Here is a 14,704-nt window from a genome sequence, read left to right as displayed (position 1 = left end):
GCGCCGCCTTACGCCGACTTGACCAGCGCCATGCCCTCGAATTGGTGATAGCCGATCGCCGTTGCAAGGACGCTTGCGGGAATGCCTTCGAACGGCTTCTCGGCTGCGGCGTCAAAGACGGGGTAGGCGGCCTTGCGGTCGACGGCGAGTGCGGCAAGCGCCACGGCGAACGGAAACTGCGCTTCCTTCATGTGTCCGGTCAGCGTCGAGAAGCCGCGTGCGGCAATTGTCCCGTCGGCATCGAGCGCTGTTTTCTCGGCTGATGTTGCCGCATGCGCGCCCGAGGCACCCGAAAGCGCCAGCAGCTTGCCGTTCGGCAGCGCCGCCTGGCTCAGCAAGCCGGCGATTTCGGCGTCGAGTTTTCCACGCGACCGCCTGGCCCGGCCGGAGACGACCGGTCCGAGCTCGGCATAGATTTTGCGCCCACGGCTTTCCGCGTGTTCACGCTGTTCCAGCACCAGGAAGGCGCCGCCGGAGCCGGAGACCACGCCGCCACCCTCGGCACCCTGCCTTTGCCAGACAGGCTTCCAGGGGCCGCGATGCAGATAGCCGGCAAGCTCGTAGCCGAGCAGCATGTCGGAATGTTCGGTCTGGAACGCGCCGCCGACCAGGACATGTGTGGACTGGCCCGAGCGGATGCGGGCAGCGGCCGTCTCGACGGCGGAAACACCTGCGCCTTCCTCGCCCATGAAGGTGCGCGAGGAGCCCGTCACCTTATGGACGATGGAGATGTTGCCGGCGAGCAGGTTGGAAAGCTGCGCCAGGAACAAGGTCGGCCGCAATTCGGTGGTCAGCTTCTCGTTGAGCAACACGTCGCGGTCGTTGCGGCTTTCCGAAGCGGCAAGGATGGCGGCATCGACCGCCTCGTCGCGCTCGCCGCCACCGGCGGCCACCACCATGTCCATGGTCGCGCAGAGCTCGTCATTGCCCTTGATACCGGCGTCATCGAGCGCAAGGCCGGCGGCATAGGTGCCGAGCCGTTGCCATGTCTCCATCTGCCGCTGGTCGCCGCGCTTGGCGATCTGCAGGTTCCAGTCGATCTCCGGCAGCGGATGAACGGTATAGGGCGCGAAGCGCGCGGCTTCGAGCACCGGCTGCAGGCCCGGTTGCGCGAGCTTCTGCCAGTGGGCGTCAGGGCCTTCTCCCAGCGAGGAGACAAGGCCGATACCAGTGATGACGACGTCGCGGGGGCTACTCATGGGCGGCTTTGTGGGTCAGGCGGCAAAGCGCGTCAAGGTTGCGCGCTCAACTGATGTCAGGCGGTCTTGGCGGCGACCAGCGCGTCGATCTTGGCGCACAGGTTCTTCATGACGAAGTAGTCGTCCGTCGAAGCCTTGCCGTCATTGACTTCCTGGGTCCACTTTTCCAACGGCACCTTGATGCCGAATTCCTTGTCGATGGCAAAGACGATGTCGAGGAAATCGAGGCTGTCGATGCCGAGATCGTCGATCGTGTGGCTCTCGGGCGTGATGGTGTCGATATCGATCTCGCTGGTGTCGGCAATGATCTTGGCGACTTTGTCGAACGTGGTGGACAAGGGCTTTTCCTTCTTTGGGGGCGGAATCTGTCCGCATCCTGTTTGGGCGCTGTCTAATCGGTTTTTCCCGGCAGGAAAAGGCCTGATAGTCCGGGCGCAGATGGGAAGCGTGCCCAAGAAACCCAAGAAGGGCCGCCGGTCAACCCGGCGGCCCTTCCCATTACGTCAGGTTAGTCTCGGTTTCGATGCATGTCGTTTTCCCAAAACCGGAAACCACTTTTGGGCGACATGCATCAGCTGTCACGGAGCTTGACCAGGTCGTTCAGCAGCCCGCCCGTTCCGTTGTGGACGGTCAGCCGCTCGACCTTGCCGGCGATGGTTTCCAGAGCCTCGAGCTCCTTCAGCCGCAGCATCACCGGGTTCTCCGCCATCACCCTGGCCGTGTTGAGGAGGGAACGCGTGGCGTTCGTCTCCTCGCGGCGGCGGATGACGTTGGCCTCGGCCTGCTTCTCGGCCGAAACCACCTGGTTGAGGATCTCGCGCATCTCGCCCGGCAGGATCACATCCTTGAGCGCGATATCGCTGACCTCGACGCCGATCTCGGCCATGTCGGCACGGACCTTGGCCGCGGCTTCCTCGTCGACCGTCACCTTCTTTTCAAGGATCTGGTCGAGCGTCAGCGCGCCCAGCGTCTTGCGGAAGGCGTATTGCAGGGCGCGATAAAGGGCCTCGGAGAAGTCCTTCACGGCGCTCACCGCCTTGACCGGGTCAACGACCCGGTATTCGGCGGCGATGTTGACGCGGATCGTCACGCGATCCTTGGTCAGCACTTCCTGCCCGGCGACATCGAGCGACTGGCGCTTGAGGTCGACGACCTTCACCTGCACCATGCGTCCGACGTTCCAGAAGCCATGCACGCCCGCGGCAAGCGTCCGCACCAGGACACCGTCGACGAACAGCAGCCCCGCCTGGCCATCGACGACCGGATGGACCGACATCAACTCCGCCTTCCGGGCCTGGCCGAGCCGGCGCATGACCGCCGGATCGATGGCGAGATCGGCCGACGCGTCGATCACGGCCACCGTCCACGGCCCGGCATCCGTCCACAGCACCAGCTTGCGGTCCGGCGCCAGCACGGCATGCAGATTGCCGTCACGCTCGATAATGGCGACATCCGTGCGCCCGGTGCGAACGACGGTGAAATGACGCGCGGCCACATCCGGGAGCTTGTCGAACAACGCCTTCTCGTATGCCGAAACGAATTCCGGGTTCTTCAGATCGTGCCTTGACACTTCCAGGCTCCCGCGCCGGTTGGCGAGCCAGTGCTCGCCCGGCATCAGGACGGCCTTGATCTCACCCTTGTGGAGGGTGAGGGCACGTTCGTTTTCCCTTACGAGGACGCGCTCGCGTCCAAGAACCTTGTCGAGAACAGTCATTGTCTTACTCCTGTCGGGCATGGCCCCATGCGAGGCGTCAACTCATGCGTCGATCTTCCCTTCGTTTCTCGTTTCACATCGTCTTCCGGCACGAATGATCCGGGGACCGGTGGCATCGATCCGTGGCGGGCCCTCGGGAGCGGATCGCGGGGCAGCGAAGCGGGCGCCGGAGGCCGAAGCCTCCCTTGCCGGCGACGATGCGCCTTGACCATCACCGCGGACCTGGCCGCGAGCCGATGGCGTCGGACCTTTCGAAACGGCCTTGGCCCGAAGGCTTCGGCCGTCCGTCAGGTCTTCAGCATTCCGGTCCCCGGACCGTTTTCTGGATAACACCACCCAAAGGTGTCGGCTTATCAGGCCGTTGGAGAAGGAATCGAACCTTCGACAGTCAGATTAACAATCTGATGCTCTAACCAAACTGAGCTATCCGTGGTGCAGACAGCAGGATTCGAACCTGCGACCTCCGGATCCAAATCCGGCGCTCTCCCAGACTGAGCTACATCCGCGATCCCAATCCCCAAAGCGGCGCCGTATACAGGGCGGCAATGCCGCCTGCACGGGCGGAGACGAAAGCTCCAACCGTTGTGCTCACTTCGGTTCTCGTGACCGGGAGCGCGGCTATAGAGCCTGCGACGGGTTGTCGCAAGCGGCATTGTCGCGGCCAATTCGTGGCTTCTTTCAGCAGTGGTATTTCGGCAACACTCGCATCCAACGTTGGAGGCGCGGATCGGTTCGTTAGAAGGTGACGCGGCCGAGCACGCGCAGACCGTCGCCTTGCGGCTCGACGACCACGGCCTCACCCTCGCGCGGTGACACGCCGGTCAGCGCCACGATGTCTTCCAGATGGGTGACCATGACCAGATTGTCGGAGCCGGAATAGGCGCGGATTTCCTTCATGATGGCGGCGATCTGTGCTGCCTTCTGCGCATCGTCGCCCTTCAGGAGATCGAGCGGGGCGAACAGTTCCGGTTCGGCCTCGAAGGCGATACGCGCGGTGTCGAGGCAGCGGCAGTAGCGGCTGGACAGCACGCGTTCGATCGGCGCGGCGCGGGCGGCAAACAAGGCGCCGATCTTGCTCGCCTGCTGCTTGCCGCGCGCCGACAGATTGATCTGGGTGGCGCAGCTGTCGATGTCGAAATTGGCGGGGTCGGAGGTGCCGGTGACCATGGCATGACGCAGCAGCACGACATGGCCGCCATCGCGCAGCAGCGCCCAGCCGGCATCCGTGGCATGGGCCGCCACGGGAACGACGAACAGCAACAGGGCCAGGGCAAATCGGATCATCGCAGTCCTTCCAGGAGCCCGTCATCGGGTTCCTGTCATCGCATATAGGGATCGGAACACCGGCACAAAGACAAGCGGGCGTTGCAGACGCCCCAGCCTCACTTTTTGGCGATCTGCTTCTTCACCAGATCGATCTTCTGGTCGGTAAGCGGGATGGGGACGGTGTAGCCGGCTTCGGTAAAGCCCTGCTTGGCATTCTCGAAGAACGCGATAGCCCTGAGATACTCGGCCTTGCCGCCGCCATAGCTGGCGCGGTTCCAGTGGATGTCGCCGAGATTGTTCTGCTCTAAGGCCCACTGCAGGGGCTGGGTTTCCCTGGTGAAGACCTTCAGCGTTGCCGTGAAAGCCGCCTCGGCCTCGTCGAGATATTTTCCGGTCCGTTCGATATTGCCGAGATTGAGCAGGCTCATGCCGATGCCGTTCTGGGCGTTGGCCCAGTCGACCGGCGCCGTCTCGATGGTCAGCACTTCGAGTGCTGCCCGCCGCGCGGCGATCGAATCCCGCAGGATTTTGGGATCGGCATTGCTCATGCTGAGCCAGTGCAGCGTCGAGCCGAGGCCGGCCTGGGCCAGCGCCCATTGCCGCGGGTTTGTCTCGCGCTTGTACTCGCGCAACGCATTGCTGTAGGCGTCGACTGCCTCGCTGTAGTGCTCGGGCTTGTCCGTCACGCCGCCAAGCAACTGCAGCGTGTTGCCGAGATTGTAGTAGCTCATGGCCCAATCCTGCGGGAATTTCCGCCTGACATAGACCTGCCGCGCCGCCTGGAATGCTGCCACCGACTGTTCGAGCCTGGCCGCGTCGCGGGTCCGCTGGCCAAGCGTCTGGTAGATCGAGCCGAGATTGTTCTGCGCCGACGCCCAGTCCATCGGGAAGCGCTGCCGGGTAAACACCGTCAACGCATCGTCATAGGCCGCGGCGGCCTCTTCGAGCGTGTCGGTGCCCATGTCGAAGCGGGCGACGCCGCTCAGCGCGTTGCCGAGGTTGAGCCGGCTGGTCGCCCAGGAGACCGGGAAGGTCTCACGGGTTCGCACCTTCAGCGCGGCGCGGAAGGCATCGGCCGCCTCGTTGATCTTGGCCTTGTCGTTGAGCTGGATGCCAAGCGTCACCAGCGTGTTGCCGAGATTGTTCTCGACCATCGCCCATTCCACGGGGGCTTTCTCGCGCGTGTACTCTTCAAGCGCCAGCCGGTAGGCGGCTTCGGCGTCCTTCAGATGCTCGCCGGCGGGTTCGCGCTGGGAGAGCGCATAGAGCGCGAGGCCGAGATTGTTCTGCGAAGCGGCCCAGTCGAGCGGCAGCTTGTCGCGAGGGCGCTTTTCCAACGTGGCGCGCATCGCCGCCACTGCCTCATTGAGCCGCTTCGGGTCGCTCTCGCGTTCGCCGATCTTCAAGAGGACATTGGCGAGGTTGTTTTGCGCCGCCGCCCAGTTGGGGTCGTCCTTCTCGCGCTCGAAGACGACGAGCGAATCGCGGAAGATCTGCGCGGCTTCTTCCAAATGCGCGGTCTCGGTCTCGCGCTCGCCGATGGTCTGCAGCACCACCGCCATGTTGTTGCGGGTGATGGCCCAATCCTTGTTCTGCTCGCCATTGGGAATGAAGTTCAGGATAACGTGATAGGCTTCGATCGCGTGCTGCAGTGCATCGAGATCGCCGGTGGCGGAACCGTGGGCGTTGAGTGCCTCGGCTTCCTGATTCTTGTAGTTCCAGCGCAGCTTGTCGTCCCATTTCTCGACCAGCGAGAAGGCCTTGGCATAGTCGTTGGCGGCGGATTTGTAGTCGAAGACCAGCGCTGCGGCGTCGGCGCGCTTGGCATAGATGGCGGCGTCGGCGATGCGCTTCTGCCTGACCAGTTCCTCGGCCTCGTCGACCGCACCGCTGTTCTGCTCGACCCTGCCGACCGCATCGTCGAGGAATTTGCGCGCCGTCACCATCGCTCCCTGGCCGATGGCCTTGTCGGCCGAGGCAACCAGCCGCTTGATCTCGGGATCGTCGGTGCGCAGTGCCGCGCGCTCGGACATCATCTTCTTCAGGCGCTCGGCCTGGGCGTCGAGCACCTTCTGCAGGTCGGTCGGATCCTCGGGGATCTTGTCCGTACCCAGCGCCCTCAGCACGCCATAGAGCGCGTCGAGCGGCACGCCGTCTTGCAGCGAGGCCAGTTCCACCTGCGCCCGCTTCGGGTCGGGCAGGTCGGAGATGGTCAAGAGTAGCTGCCGCCTTTCGCCGGTGATCAGCCCGTCGTCACCGGTCGGCTCCGGCGGCGCGATGCCGAAATAAAGCAGCCGGCGCAGGCTTTCGTTGACCCAGGGGCGCTGCTTGGCCTTGGTGTCGAGATAGACTTCCTCGGTCACCATGCGCATGACGGAGCCGAACTCCGTGCCTTTCATCGCCGCGAGGTGGCGCAGCAGGGCGGCGGCATAGGGACTGTTTTCGCCGACCGCTCCGTCCAGCGCCGGGCGACCCGGTTCGGCGGCAAAGCCGACCACCGTGCCCAGGCTCGCATCCTGCGCCGACGCATTGGCAAGCGCCTTGGCGCCGCGCACCGGTTCCAGCCCGCCAGCGCCGATCGGCTCGGCGGAAGCGGTCGGCGCCCGGCGCACCAAAGCGTCCGCCGGAAACGGATTGGTGCGGCAGGCATCGAGCAGCATGATCGTCACCGGCACGGTCTTTTTCAACTCGTCCATGACGGCGGAAATCGGCACCAGCGCGTTATCGGCATCCTTCAGCGACGAGATGTCGGCATCGACCGGAACCAGATAATTCTCGCCGCCGGCCTCGATGCCGTGGCCGGAGTAATAGATGAGGGCGACGTCGGCTCCCTCGGCATCCTCGACGAAACGTTCGAGGTCGCGCTTCAGCTTGGCGGCATCGCGATCGGTGACGTTGCGGGCGTCGAAGCCGAGGTCGGTCAGCATCTTGGCCATGTCGCGGGCGTCATTGGCCGGGTTGGGCAGGGCGGCGATGTGCAGGTAATTCGACTGGCCGACGATCAGCGCCACGCCCTTGAGGCTTTTCGTCTCGGCCAATGCAAACGCCGTCGCGGCAAGACAAAATAGCGCGGCGACGAAAGCCGTCAGCCACACACGCGCAAGAAGGTTGCGTCCTGAGGTTTCGACAAAGGTCATTTGTCGTTCGTGCCCGCCCTGATACTCCAAACCCTCTATAACGCTGCCAGCCTACCATGATCAAATTCGGGCGCGATTGCGCCGCGCGCGTGGCTCGCCTATCCCTGAAAAATGTCTCTGCTTACAGAAACCGTGCTTTTCGTCTTCAGCCTGGTCGCGCTCGGCTATATCGCCGGGTTGACCGGCTATCTCAGACCGGCGAGCGGCGAGGGGATATCGGATTTCGCGGTCTCGGTGGCGATGCCGCTGCTTCTGTTCCAGACCATGGTGAAGGCCGATTTCCACGGCGTCGCGCCGTGGCCGTTGTGGGGCGCTTATTTCACGGCGGCGGCAATCACCTGGGCCGCCGGCCATCTCGTCACCACGCGGATATTCGGGCGCGACGCGCGCGCCGGTGTCGTCGGCGGCGTGTCGTCGGCCTATTCCAATGTCGTGCTGCTGGGCGCTCCGTTCATCCTTGGCATATTCGGCCCGAGCGGCTTCGAAGTGCTGTCGCTGCTGGTCTCGGTGCACCTGCCGGTCATGATGATGGCCTCGATCGTGCTGTTCGAGATGTTCGGCCGGGGCGGTGGCGAACATGTGCATCCGCAGCGGGTGCTGCGCAGCTTCTTGCGGCGGATGTTCATCAATCCGCTGATCATCGGTATCCTGCTCGGCCTGGCATGGCGGCTGAGCGGCGTGCCGCTGCCCAGCCTCGTCATGCGGCTGGTCGATGCGCTGGCCAACACGGCAGGGCCGGTGGCGCTGTTTGCCATGGGGCTCAGCCTGCGCCGCTTCGGCATCTCCGGCAATGTCCGGCCGGCGCTGGCGCTTTCGGCGCTGAAATTGTTCCTGATGCCGGCGCTGGTTCTCGCCTTCGTCTGGCTGCTCGGCCTGCCGCCCCTGACCGCCAAGGTGGCGGTCGTGGTGGCGGCCCTGCCGTCGGGCATCAACTCCTATCTCATCGCGGTACAGTTCAACACGGGCCAGGCGCTGGCATCGAACCAGATGACCATCGCCACCGCCTCTGCCGCCGTCACCACGGCTTTCTGGCTGACGATTGTCCTGCATGTCTTCGGCTAGACCATGCGCAAATCGAGGCGAGGCGGCAAAGCTTGCTCTCGTCCCGGGCTGGCCCAACCCCTATATGCCATCTTGCGATTGCTTGCGGGCCTTGCCCTAGGTAAAGAGCAGTGGCTCCGGCGTGCCGGCTTCAATTCATGGCGCACGCTCACCGAAGATTTCACAGACCGGCCCGTCAGTGCGCCGAACGGAGGATAGACCATGCTTCAGAAAACCAGCCATTTCATGCGGCAGGCCAATCTCATCAACGGCGAATGGGTGCAGGCCGACAGCGGCCAGACGGTCGACGTCAACAACCCCGCCACCGGCCTCAAGATCGGCACCGTGCCGAAGTCGGGCAAGGCCGAGACCCGCCGCGCCATCGAGGCCGCGGACGCCGCCTTCAAGACCTGGCGCAAGACGACCGCGCTCGAGCGTTCGAAGCTCTTGCGCAAGCTGCACGATGCGATGATGGACAATCAGGACGTGCTCGCCGAGCTCTTGACCATCGAGCAGGGCAAGTCACTGTTCGAATCGAAGGGCGAGATCGGTTCGGCCGCGGCCTACATTCTGTGGTTCGCCGAGGAAGGCCGCCGCACCTATGGCGACGTCGTGCCCTCGCCATGGGCGGACCGCCGCATCCTGGTGACCAAGGAACCGGTCGGCGTCATCGCCGCCATCACGCCGTGGAATTTCCCGTCCTCGATGCTGGCCCGCAAGCTCGGTCCCGCGCTCGCCGCCGGCTGCACCGCCGTGGTGAAGCCCGCCTCGCAGACGCCTTACTCAGGCCTCGCCTGGGGCGCGCTTGCCGAGGAAGTCGGCTTCCCCAAAGGCGTCGTCAACATCCTGACCGGTTCGGCCAGCGAGATCGGCGACGAGATCTGCGCCAATCCGCTGGTGTCCAAGATCACTTTCACCGGATCGACCGAAGTCGGCAAGCTTCTCATCCAGAAGTCGTCGGTCACCGTGAAGAAGGTGTCGATGGAGCTTGGCGGCAACGCGCCGTTCATCGTCTTCGACGACGCCGATATCGACCGTGCCGTCGCCGGCGCCATCACCGCCAAGTACCGCAATTCGGGCCAGACCTGCGTCTGCACCAACCGCTTCCTCGTCCAGGCCGGCGTCTATGACAGGTTCGTCGAGAAGCTGGCTGTGGCCAGCAACGGGCTGAAGGTCGGTTCCGGCCTCGAGGAAGGCGTGCAGCAGGGACCGCTGATCGACGAGAAGGCGGTCGAGAAGGTGGAAGAGCTGATCGCAGACGCAACCTCGAAAGGCGGCAAGATCGTCGCCGGCGGCAAGCGTCATGCGCTGGGCGGTTCGTTCTTCCAGCCGACGGTCATCGCCGATGCGACGCCCAAGATGCGCTTCATGAAGGAAGAGATCTTTGGCCCGGTCGCCCCGGTGTTCAAGTTTGAGACCGAAGCGGAAGCCATCGCGCTCGCCAACGACACCGAATTCGGCCTTGCCTGCTATTTCTACACCGGCGATCTCGGCCGCGCCTTCCGCGTCATGGAGGGGCTGAAATACGGCATGGTCGGTGTAAATGAAGGCCTGATCACCACGCCGGAGGCGCCGTTCGGCGGCGTCAAGGAATCGGGCCTCGGCAAAGAAGGCGGACATCAGGGCATCGAGGATTACCTCGATACCAAATATGTCTGTATCGGCGGCCTCGGCCTCTGATACCTTATCCCCGAGGTCGACGGGCCTAGCCCGCCGACCTCGGGTTGAGAAAACCTGCCGAAATCCTTTGGATCAACTGACGTTTGCGGGCATGGCAATGAAGGACGGCGAGGTTTTCGGCACGACGCAGGCAGGCGAGCCGGTGCGCCGCTTCACCATCAGGGGCGGTGGCCTCACCGCCAACATCATCGGGCTCGGCGCCATCATCCAGGATTTGCGCCTGACCGGCCATGATGCGCCGCTAGTGCTCGGCTACGACACGCTGGAAGCCTACGAGGCCGACAACGCCTTCTTCGGCGCGGTGGTCGGCCGCTATGCCAACCGCATCCGCGACGGCCGCTTCACCATTAACGGCAACCGCTACCAGACCGAGCGAAATTTCCTCGGCAAGCATACGCTGCATGGCGGCTCACAGGGCTATTCGCATCGGCCGTGGGCGGTTTCGCTGCATGGCCGGGACTTCGTCACGCTGACGCTGCACGATCCCGACGGAGCGATGGGCTTTCCCGGCGCGCTCGACGTCACCTGCACCTACCGGCTGAAGATCCCCGGTACGCTGAGCGTCGAGCTGACGGCGACCTGCGAGGAGCCGACGCTGTGCAATCTCACCCAGCACTCCTATTTCAACCTGGACGACGGCGGCGCCGGCGACATTCTCGACCACAGGATGATGCTGAACGCCGGCGCCTATCTGCCGGTCGACAGCGACATGATCCCGACCGGCGTGGTCAAGCCGGTCGACGGCACGCCCTTCGATTTCCGCCAGGCGCGGCCGCTGCGCATGGAAACCGAGGGCGAGCAGCTGCCCTACGACCAGAACTTCTGCCTCGCCTCGGCGCGCGGGCCGCTGCGGCAAGCGGCATGGACGCAAGGGGCGAGTTCCGGCGTCGAGATGGAGGTCTGGACCACGGAGCCAGGCGTCCAGCTCTACACCGGCCAGTATGTGACGCCGCGCAAGGGGCTGGACGGGCGGGACTACAAGGCCTTTTCCGCCTTCTGCCTGGAGCCGCAGATCTGGCCGGATGCGCCGAACCGGCCGTATTTCCCGCAGGCGACGCTATGGCCGGGTGCAATTTATCACCATGTGACGGAATACCGTTTCCGCCTGCCTTGAGGTCTGTTGATATTCAGGTGATGCCGGCCTGCAAATGGCTGATACCTGCGCTTCCACGTTCTACTGCGTCGCAGTAGAACTGGGCTCACGTACGAAAAGTACGCTCCGCTCCGGTTCTCGGTATCAGCCATTTTCGACTCGGCCTGACCTGAATCTCAACAGACCTCAGCTGTCGAACGCCGCCCGTAGCGTCTCGAACGGCGCCAGGGCGCCGCGAACCTGGACCACGGCGGCAGCGACGCGATGCGCCCGGCTTGCCGCTTCGCGCGGGCCATGGCCGGCAAGACGCGCCGCGAGATAGCCGCCATTGAAGGAATCGCCGGCGCCGGTGGTGTCGACGGGGGCCGCGACATGGATCGCCGGCACGTCGTGCAATGTTCCGCTCTCGGCAATCAGCGCCGGCTGTTCGCCGTTCTTGACGATGACTTCGCCGACCCATTGTCCAAGCCGCTCGGCGGTCGCCCGCGGTGTCTCATCACCAAACAGCATCTGCTCGTCGGGGAAGGTCGGCAGAGCGATGTCGGTGACGCCGAGTGCCTCGACGATCGCTGCCTGCGCGCTTTCGCGGTTGCGCCAAAGCCGTGGCCGATAATTGGGATCGAAGGCGATCAGCGAGCCAGCGGCGCGCGCCTTGGTCACGGCTTCCAGCAGTGTTTTGCGCGAGGCATCGTCCAGAATTGCCAAAGTGATTCCGGAAAAATACACAAGCGCCTGATTTTCAATGTTTTTCGACAGTGCGGCGGGATCCGAGGCGAGCTGTCGGGCGGCGGCGTCGCCGCGCCAGTAGGTGAAGGAGCGCTCGGCGCCTGTCAGCGTGATCGCGTAGAGGCCGGGCCGCGCACCTGGTATCACCGGGCTGGAGCCGATGCCGATGCCGTTTTCGGCGAAGAAGCCGATCTGGCCTTGCGAAAAGGGGTCGTCGCCGAAGGCCGAGACATAGGTTGCCGGCCGGTCTGCGCTCAACGCATGCAGCGCCCACAGCGTGTTGAACGTGTCGCCGGCAAAACCCATGCGCCAGTTCGGGCCGGTCTGGCCCGACAGTTCGAGCATGCATTCGCCGATCGAGGCGACGCCGTTTCCCGCCATCTGCAATCCTCCAGTGATTTCGGTGCTGTAGCTTTTTGCCGGCGGCAGCGCCATGCTTGGCAAGCAGGCTTTTTTGCGCCACAGCGTTTTCCCACAGGCTGGCGGGACGCGATCCACCCGGCCGAGCGTTATCCGCAGAAGAGGAACCGGTTTGGCATCGATATGGCGTTATCTCTTGGCGGGTCTTGGTCTGGCTGCTCTGCTGGTCGGCGTTCTTGCGGTCGTCTATCTGACCGCGCCGCAATCGGCGCAGATGGTCGGCCCGGATGTCTCGCGGACGAAGAAAACCGACAACGGGCTGTACATGGCGAGCTTCGTACCGGAACGGGGCGTGGTGCGGCAGGGCGAACTGGAATCCTGGCTGCTGACGCTGAAAACAAAGACGGGGGCTTCGGTGGAGCGCGCCGCGATCGCCATCTCCGGCGGCATGCCGCAACACAATCACGGCCTGCCGACCAGCCCGCAGGTGACCGACTATCTCGGCGATGGCCGCTACCGCATCGAGGGGCTGAAATTCACGATGAGCGGCTGGTGGCAACTTCGGTTCGCCATCTCGTCGGGCGCCGGCTCCGATACAGTGCTGTTCAACGTGGTGCTGTGAGCGATCGATGAAGCGCCTTTTCTGCTTTCTGGCGCTGATGGTCGCCGTCATCCTCGTCGGCTGCGGCAAGCCGGATTTTTCCGACGCGGAGAAGAAGACCATAGCCTCGCTGGCGTTGAACACGCTGCCGTCGCTGAAGCCCGACACCACCAATCGCTTCGCCGACGTGCCGGCCGCCGCCGCCCTTGGCTCGACGCTGTTCTTCGATCTTGGCATGAGCCGCGACGGCACGGTGTCGTGCTCGACCTGCCACAAGATAGACCGCCAGTTCCAGGACGACCTGCCGCAAGCGGTCGGCGTCGGCCATACCAACCGGCGCACCATGCCACTGGCCGGCGTGGCGCGCGATCCGTGGTTCTTCTGGGACGGCCGCCGCGACAGCCTGTGGGCACAAGCGCTGACGCCGCTGGAAAACCCTCTGGAGCAGGCAGGAAACCGTACTGCCTACGCGCACTACATCAAGGCACGCTTCGGCGAGCGCTATGAGCGCATTTTCGGGCCGCTGCCCGATTTTGCCGGCATTCCGCTGAATGCCAGCCCGCTTGGCAACGATGCCGAAAGGGCTGCCTGGAACGCGATGAGCGATGCGCAGCGCGACGCCATCAACCGCGTTTACGCCAATATCGGCAAGGCGATCGCGGCCTTCGAACGCTCGATCGAGCCGGCGCAGACGCGCTTCGATCGCTTTGCCCTGGACCTTGCCACCGGCGCCGAGCCGAAGAGCGATGCCGTCTTCACGCGGGAAGAAATCCTCGGGCTGAAACTGTTCATCGGCAAAGCCAATTGCGTGACCTGCCACAATGGCCCGCGCTTCACCGACAACGGTTTTCACAACACTGGCGTGCCACCCGTCACAGACCTGCCGCCGGACCGGGGGCGCGTCGATGCGGTGGCACAGGTCGAAGCCGATCCGTTCAACTGTTTTGGCGCCTATCGCGACGGGGACGTCAGCGCCTGCGGGGAACTGCGCTTCATGGTCAAGGATGGGCCGCAGCTGATCCGGGCTTACAAGACACCGTCGCTGCGCGGCGTGGCCACGCGGCCGCCCTATATGCATGCAGGGCAGTTTTCGTCGCTCGACGAGGTGGTGGCGCACTACGCCAAGGCGGCGCCGAGCGTGGAGGGGACAACCGAGATCCACCCGCTGCAGCTGTCGGACCGCGAACGCGCAGCGCTGGTGGCGTTTTTGAAGACGCTGTCGGAGTAGGCTCTTGTTTGACCATGATCTTGTCCGAAAACCGGCATCCACTTTTCGGGATCACGGTCAGCGATCCTTCACCGTCTCCATCGCCACGAAGGTCGAGGTCTGGGCGACATGGGGGAGCGCCGAGATGCGCTCGCCGAGCACGCGGCGGTAGGCAGCGATGTCGCGGGTGCGGACCTTGAGCAGGTAGTCGAAGCTCGACGCCATCATGTGACATTGCTCGATCTCCGGCACGGCCTGCACCGATCGGTTGAAAGCGTCGAGCGCGGCGGAACGGGTGTCGGACAGTTTCACCTGGACGAAGGCGACATGGCCTTCGCCCATGCGCTCACGGTCGATGATCGCCTGATAGCCCCTGATGTATCCGTCCTTCTCCAGCCGCTTGACCCGCGCCTGCACCGGCGTCTTCGAAAGACCGACCTTGGCGGCGAGTTCCGACATGGAAAGCCGGCCATTGCCCGCTAGCGCCGACAGGATGTTTCGGTCGATGCGGTCCAATTGGTCTTCTGTCATCAAAATCACAGTACAATCTCTAAGGAACTGGCACAACGATAGATCGATCGGACTATCTCGTCGATTTCTTTGGACCGACTGAAATCCGCGCCTGTGCTAGCTTGCGCCATTCGGTCCGGTGACCGCCGGCCCGCTCCCTGATGCTCGTT

The 14,704-nt window shown here is 64.1% G+C and carries 12 protein-coding genes and 2 tRNA genes; 5 read left to right on the top strand and 9 right to left on the bottom strand.

The annotated features are described in order from the left end of the window. Positions 1 to 8: 8 nt before the first annotated feature. The 7 genes from AB4Z43_RS02020 to AB4Z43_RS01990 form a co-directional block, all read right to left on the bottom strand. Positions 9 to 1,199 (bottom strand): beta-ketoacyl-ACP synthase, encoded by a 1,191-nt coding sequence (locus tag AB4Z43_RS02020; RefSeq protein WP_441935629.1) that lies wholly within the window; start codon positions 1,197 to 1,199, stop codon positions 9 to 11. 56 nt (positions 1,200 to 1,255) lie between these two features. After that, positions 1,256 to 1,537, bottom strand: a complete 282-nt coding sequence (locus tag AB4Z43_RS02015) for an acyl carrier protein (protein WP_010909964.1) — start codon at positions 1,535 to 1,537, stop codon at positions 1,256 to 1,258. 233 nt (positions 1,538 to 1,770) lie between these two features. Continuing rightward, the gene (locus tag AB4Z43_RS02010; protein WP_038647339.1) at positions 1,771 to 2,913 is read right to left on the bottom strand and encodes a slipin family protein; all 1,143 of its coding nucleotides are present in this window, start codon (positions 2,911 to 2,913) and stop codon (positions 1,771 to 1,773) included. A gap of 361 nt (positions 2,914 to 3,274) precedes the next feature. Beyond that, positions 3,275 to 3,342, bottom strand: a tRNA-Asn gene (locus AB4Z43_RS02005). Between the two features lies 1 nt (position 3,343). After that, a tRNA-OTHER gene (locus AB4Z43_RS02000) sits at positions 3,344 to 3,419 on the bottom strand. 229 nt (positions 3,420 to 3,648) lie between these two features. Then, entirely contained in the window at positions 3,649 to 4,197 is a 549-nt protein-coding gene (locus AB4Z43_RS01995; RefSeq protein ID WP_019858642.1) for a histidine phosphatase family protein, read from the bottom strand. Positions 4,198 to 4,295: 98 nt separating this feature from the next. Further along, positions 4,296 to 7,316 (bottom strand): caspase family protein, encoded by a 3,021-nt coding sequence (locus AB4Z43_RS01990; RefSeq protein WP_441935624.1) that lies wholly within the window; start codon positions 7,314 to 7,316, stop codon positions 4,296 to 4,298. A gap of 111 nt (positions 7,317 to 7,427) precedes the next feature. On the opposite strand from AB4Z43_RS01990, the gene AB4Z43_RS01985 reads away from it, so the two are divergent. From AB4Z43_RS01985 to AB4Z43_RS01975, 3 genes are all read left to right on the top strand, one after another. Beyond that, entirely contained in the window at positions 7,428 to 8,378 is a 951-nt protein-coding gene (locus AB4Z43_RS01985) for an AEC family transporter (RefSeq protein ID WP_202359787.1), read from the top strand. 201 nt (positions 8,379 to 8,579) lie between these two features. After that, positions 8,580 to 10,037, top strand: coding sequence for an NAD-dependent succinate-semialdehyde dehydrogenase (locus tag AB4Z43_RS01980; RefSeq protein ID WP_019858638.1), 1,458 nt, complete (start codon positions 8,580 to 8,582; stop codon positions 10,035 to 10,037). A gap of 91 nt (positions 10,038 to 10,128) precedes the next feature. Then, on the top strand, positions 10,129 to 11,151 hold the full coding sequence (locus tag AB4Z43_RS01975; protein WP_441935622.1) for an aldose epimerase family protein: 1,023 nt from the start codon (positions 10,129 to 10,131) through the stop codon (positions 11,149 to 11,151). 165 nt (positions 11,152 to 11,316) lie between these two features. Here the strand turns inward: AB4Z43_RS01975 and AB4Z43_RS01970 are convergent, their stop codons facing one another. Next, entirely contained in the window at positions 11,317 to 12,237 is a 921-nt protein-coding gene (locus AB4Z43_RS01970) for a sugar kinase (protein WP_441935620.1), read from the bottom strand. A gap of 151 nt (positions 12,238 to 12,388) precedes the next feature. Between AB4Z43_RS01970 and AB4Z43_RS01965 the strand changes: the two genes are divergently transcribed. Beyond that, complete coding sequence (locus tag AB4Z43_RS01965; protein ID WP_027046936.1) at positions 12,389 to 12,838, top strand: FixH family protein; 450 nt, start codon at positions 12,389 to 12,391, stop codon at positions 12,836 to 12,838. Positions 12,839 to 12,845: 7 nt separating this feature from the next. Then, the gene (locus tag AB4Z43_RS01960; RefSeq protein WP_019858634.1) at positions 12,846 to 14,045 is read left to right on the top strand and encodes a cytochrome-c peroxidase; all 1,200 of its coding nucleotides are present in this window, start codon (positions 12,846 to 12,848) and stop codon (positions 14,043 to 14,045) included. Between the two features lie 57 nt (positions 14,046 to 14,102). Here the strand turns inward: AB4Z43_RS01960 and AB4Z43_RS01955 are convergent, their stop codons facing one another. Further along, positions 14,103 to 14,555, bottom strand: coding sequence for an Lrp/AsnC family transcriptional regulator (locus tag AB4Z43_RS01955; RefSeq protein ID WP_027046935.1), 453 nt, complete (start codon positions 14,553 to 14,555; stop codon positions 14,103 to 14,105). Positions 14,556 to 14,704: the final 149 nt, after the last annotated feature.

Source organism: Mesorhizobium sp. 2RAF45 (assembly GCF_052115225.1).
Taxonomy (GTDB): Bacteria; Pseudomonadota; Alphaproteobacteria; order Rhizobiales; family Rhizobiaceae; genus Mesorhizobium; species Mesorhizobium jarvisii.
This window is presented reverse-complemented; position numbering and strand designations above follow the sequence as displayed.

Excerpts from the sequence above, each read along its gene's own strand:
- AB4Z43_RS02020 (WP_441935629.1), bottom strand. The coding sequence starts at position 1,199 with ATGAGTAGCCCCCGCGACGTCGTCATCACTGGTATCGGCCTTGTCTCC.
- AB4Z43_RS02010 (WP_038647339.1), bottom strand. The coding sequence starts at position 2,913 with ATGACTGTTCTCGACAAGGTTCTTGGACGCGAGCGCGTCCTCGTAAGG.
- AB4Z43_RS01995 (WP_019858642.1), bottom strand. The coding sequence starts at position 4,197 with ATGATCCGATTTGCCCTGGCCCTGTTGCTGTTCGTCGTTCCCGTGGCG.
- AB4Z43_RS01990 (WP_441935624.1), bottom strand. The coding sequence starts at position 7,316 with ATGACCTTTGTCGAAACCTCAGGACGCAACCTTCTTGCGCGTGTGTGG.
- AB4Z43_RS01985 (WP_202359787.1), top strand. The coding sequence starts at position 7,428 with ATGTCTCTGCTTACAGAAACCGTGCTTTTCGTCTTCAGCCTGGTCGCG.
- AB4Z43_RS01980 (WP_019858638.1), top strand. The coding sequence starts at position 8,580 with ATGCTTCAGAAAACCAGCCATTTCATGCGGCAGGCCAATCTCATCAAC.
- AB4Z43_RS01975 (WP_441935622.1), top strand. The coding sequence starts at position 10,129 with ATGGCAATGAAGGACGGCGAGGTTTTCGGCACGACGCAGGCAGGCGAG.
- AB4Z43_RS01970 (WP_441935620.1), bottom strand. The coding sequence starts at position 12,237 with ATGGCGGGAAACGGCGTCGCCTCGATCGGCGAATGCATGCTCGAACTG.
- AB4Z43_RS01960 (WP_019858634.1), top strand. The coding sequence starts at position 12,846 with ATGAAGCGCCTTTTCTGCTTTCTGGCGCTGATGGTCGCCGTCATCCTC.
- AB4Z43_RS01955 (WP_027046935.1), bottom strand. The coding sequence starts at position 14,555 with ATGACAGAAGACCAATTGGACCGCATCGACCGAAACATCCTGTCGGCG.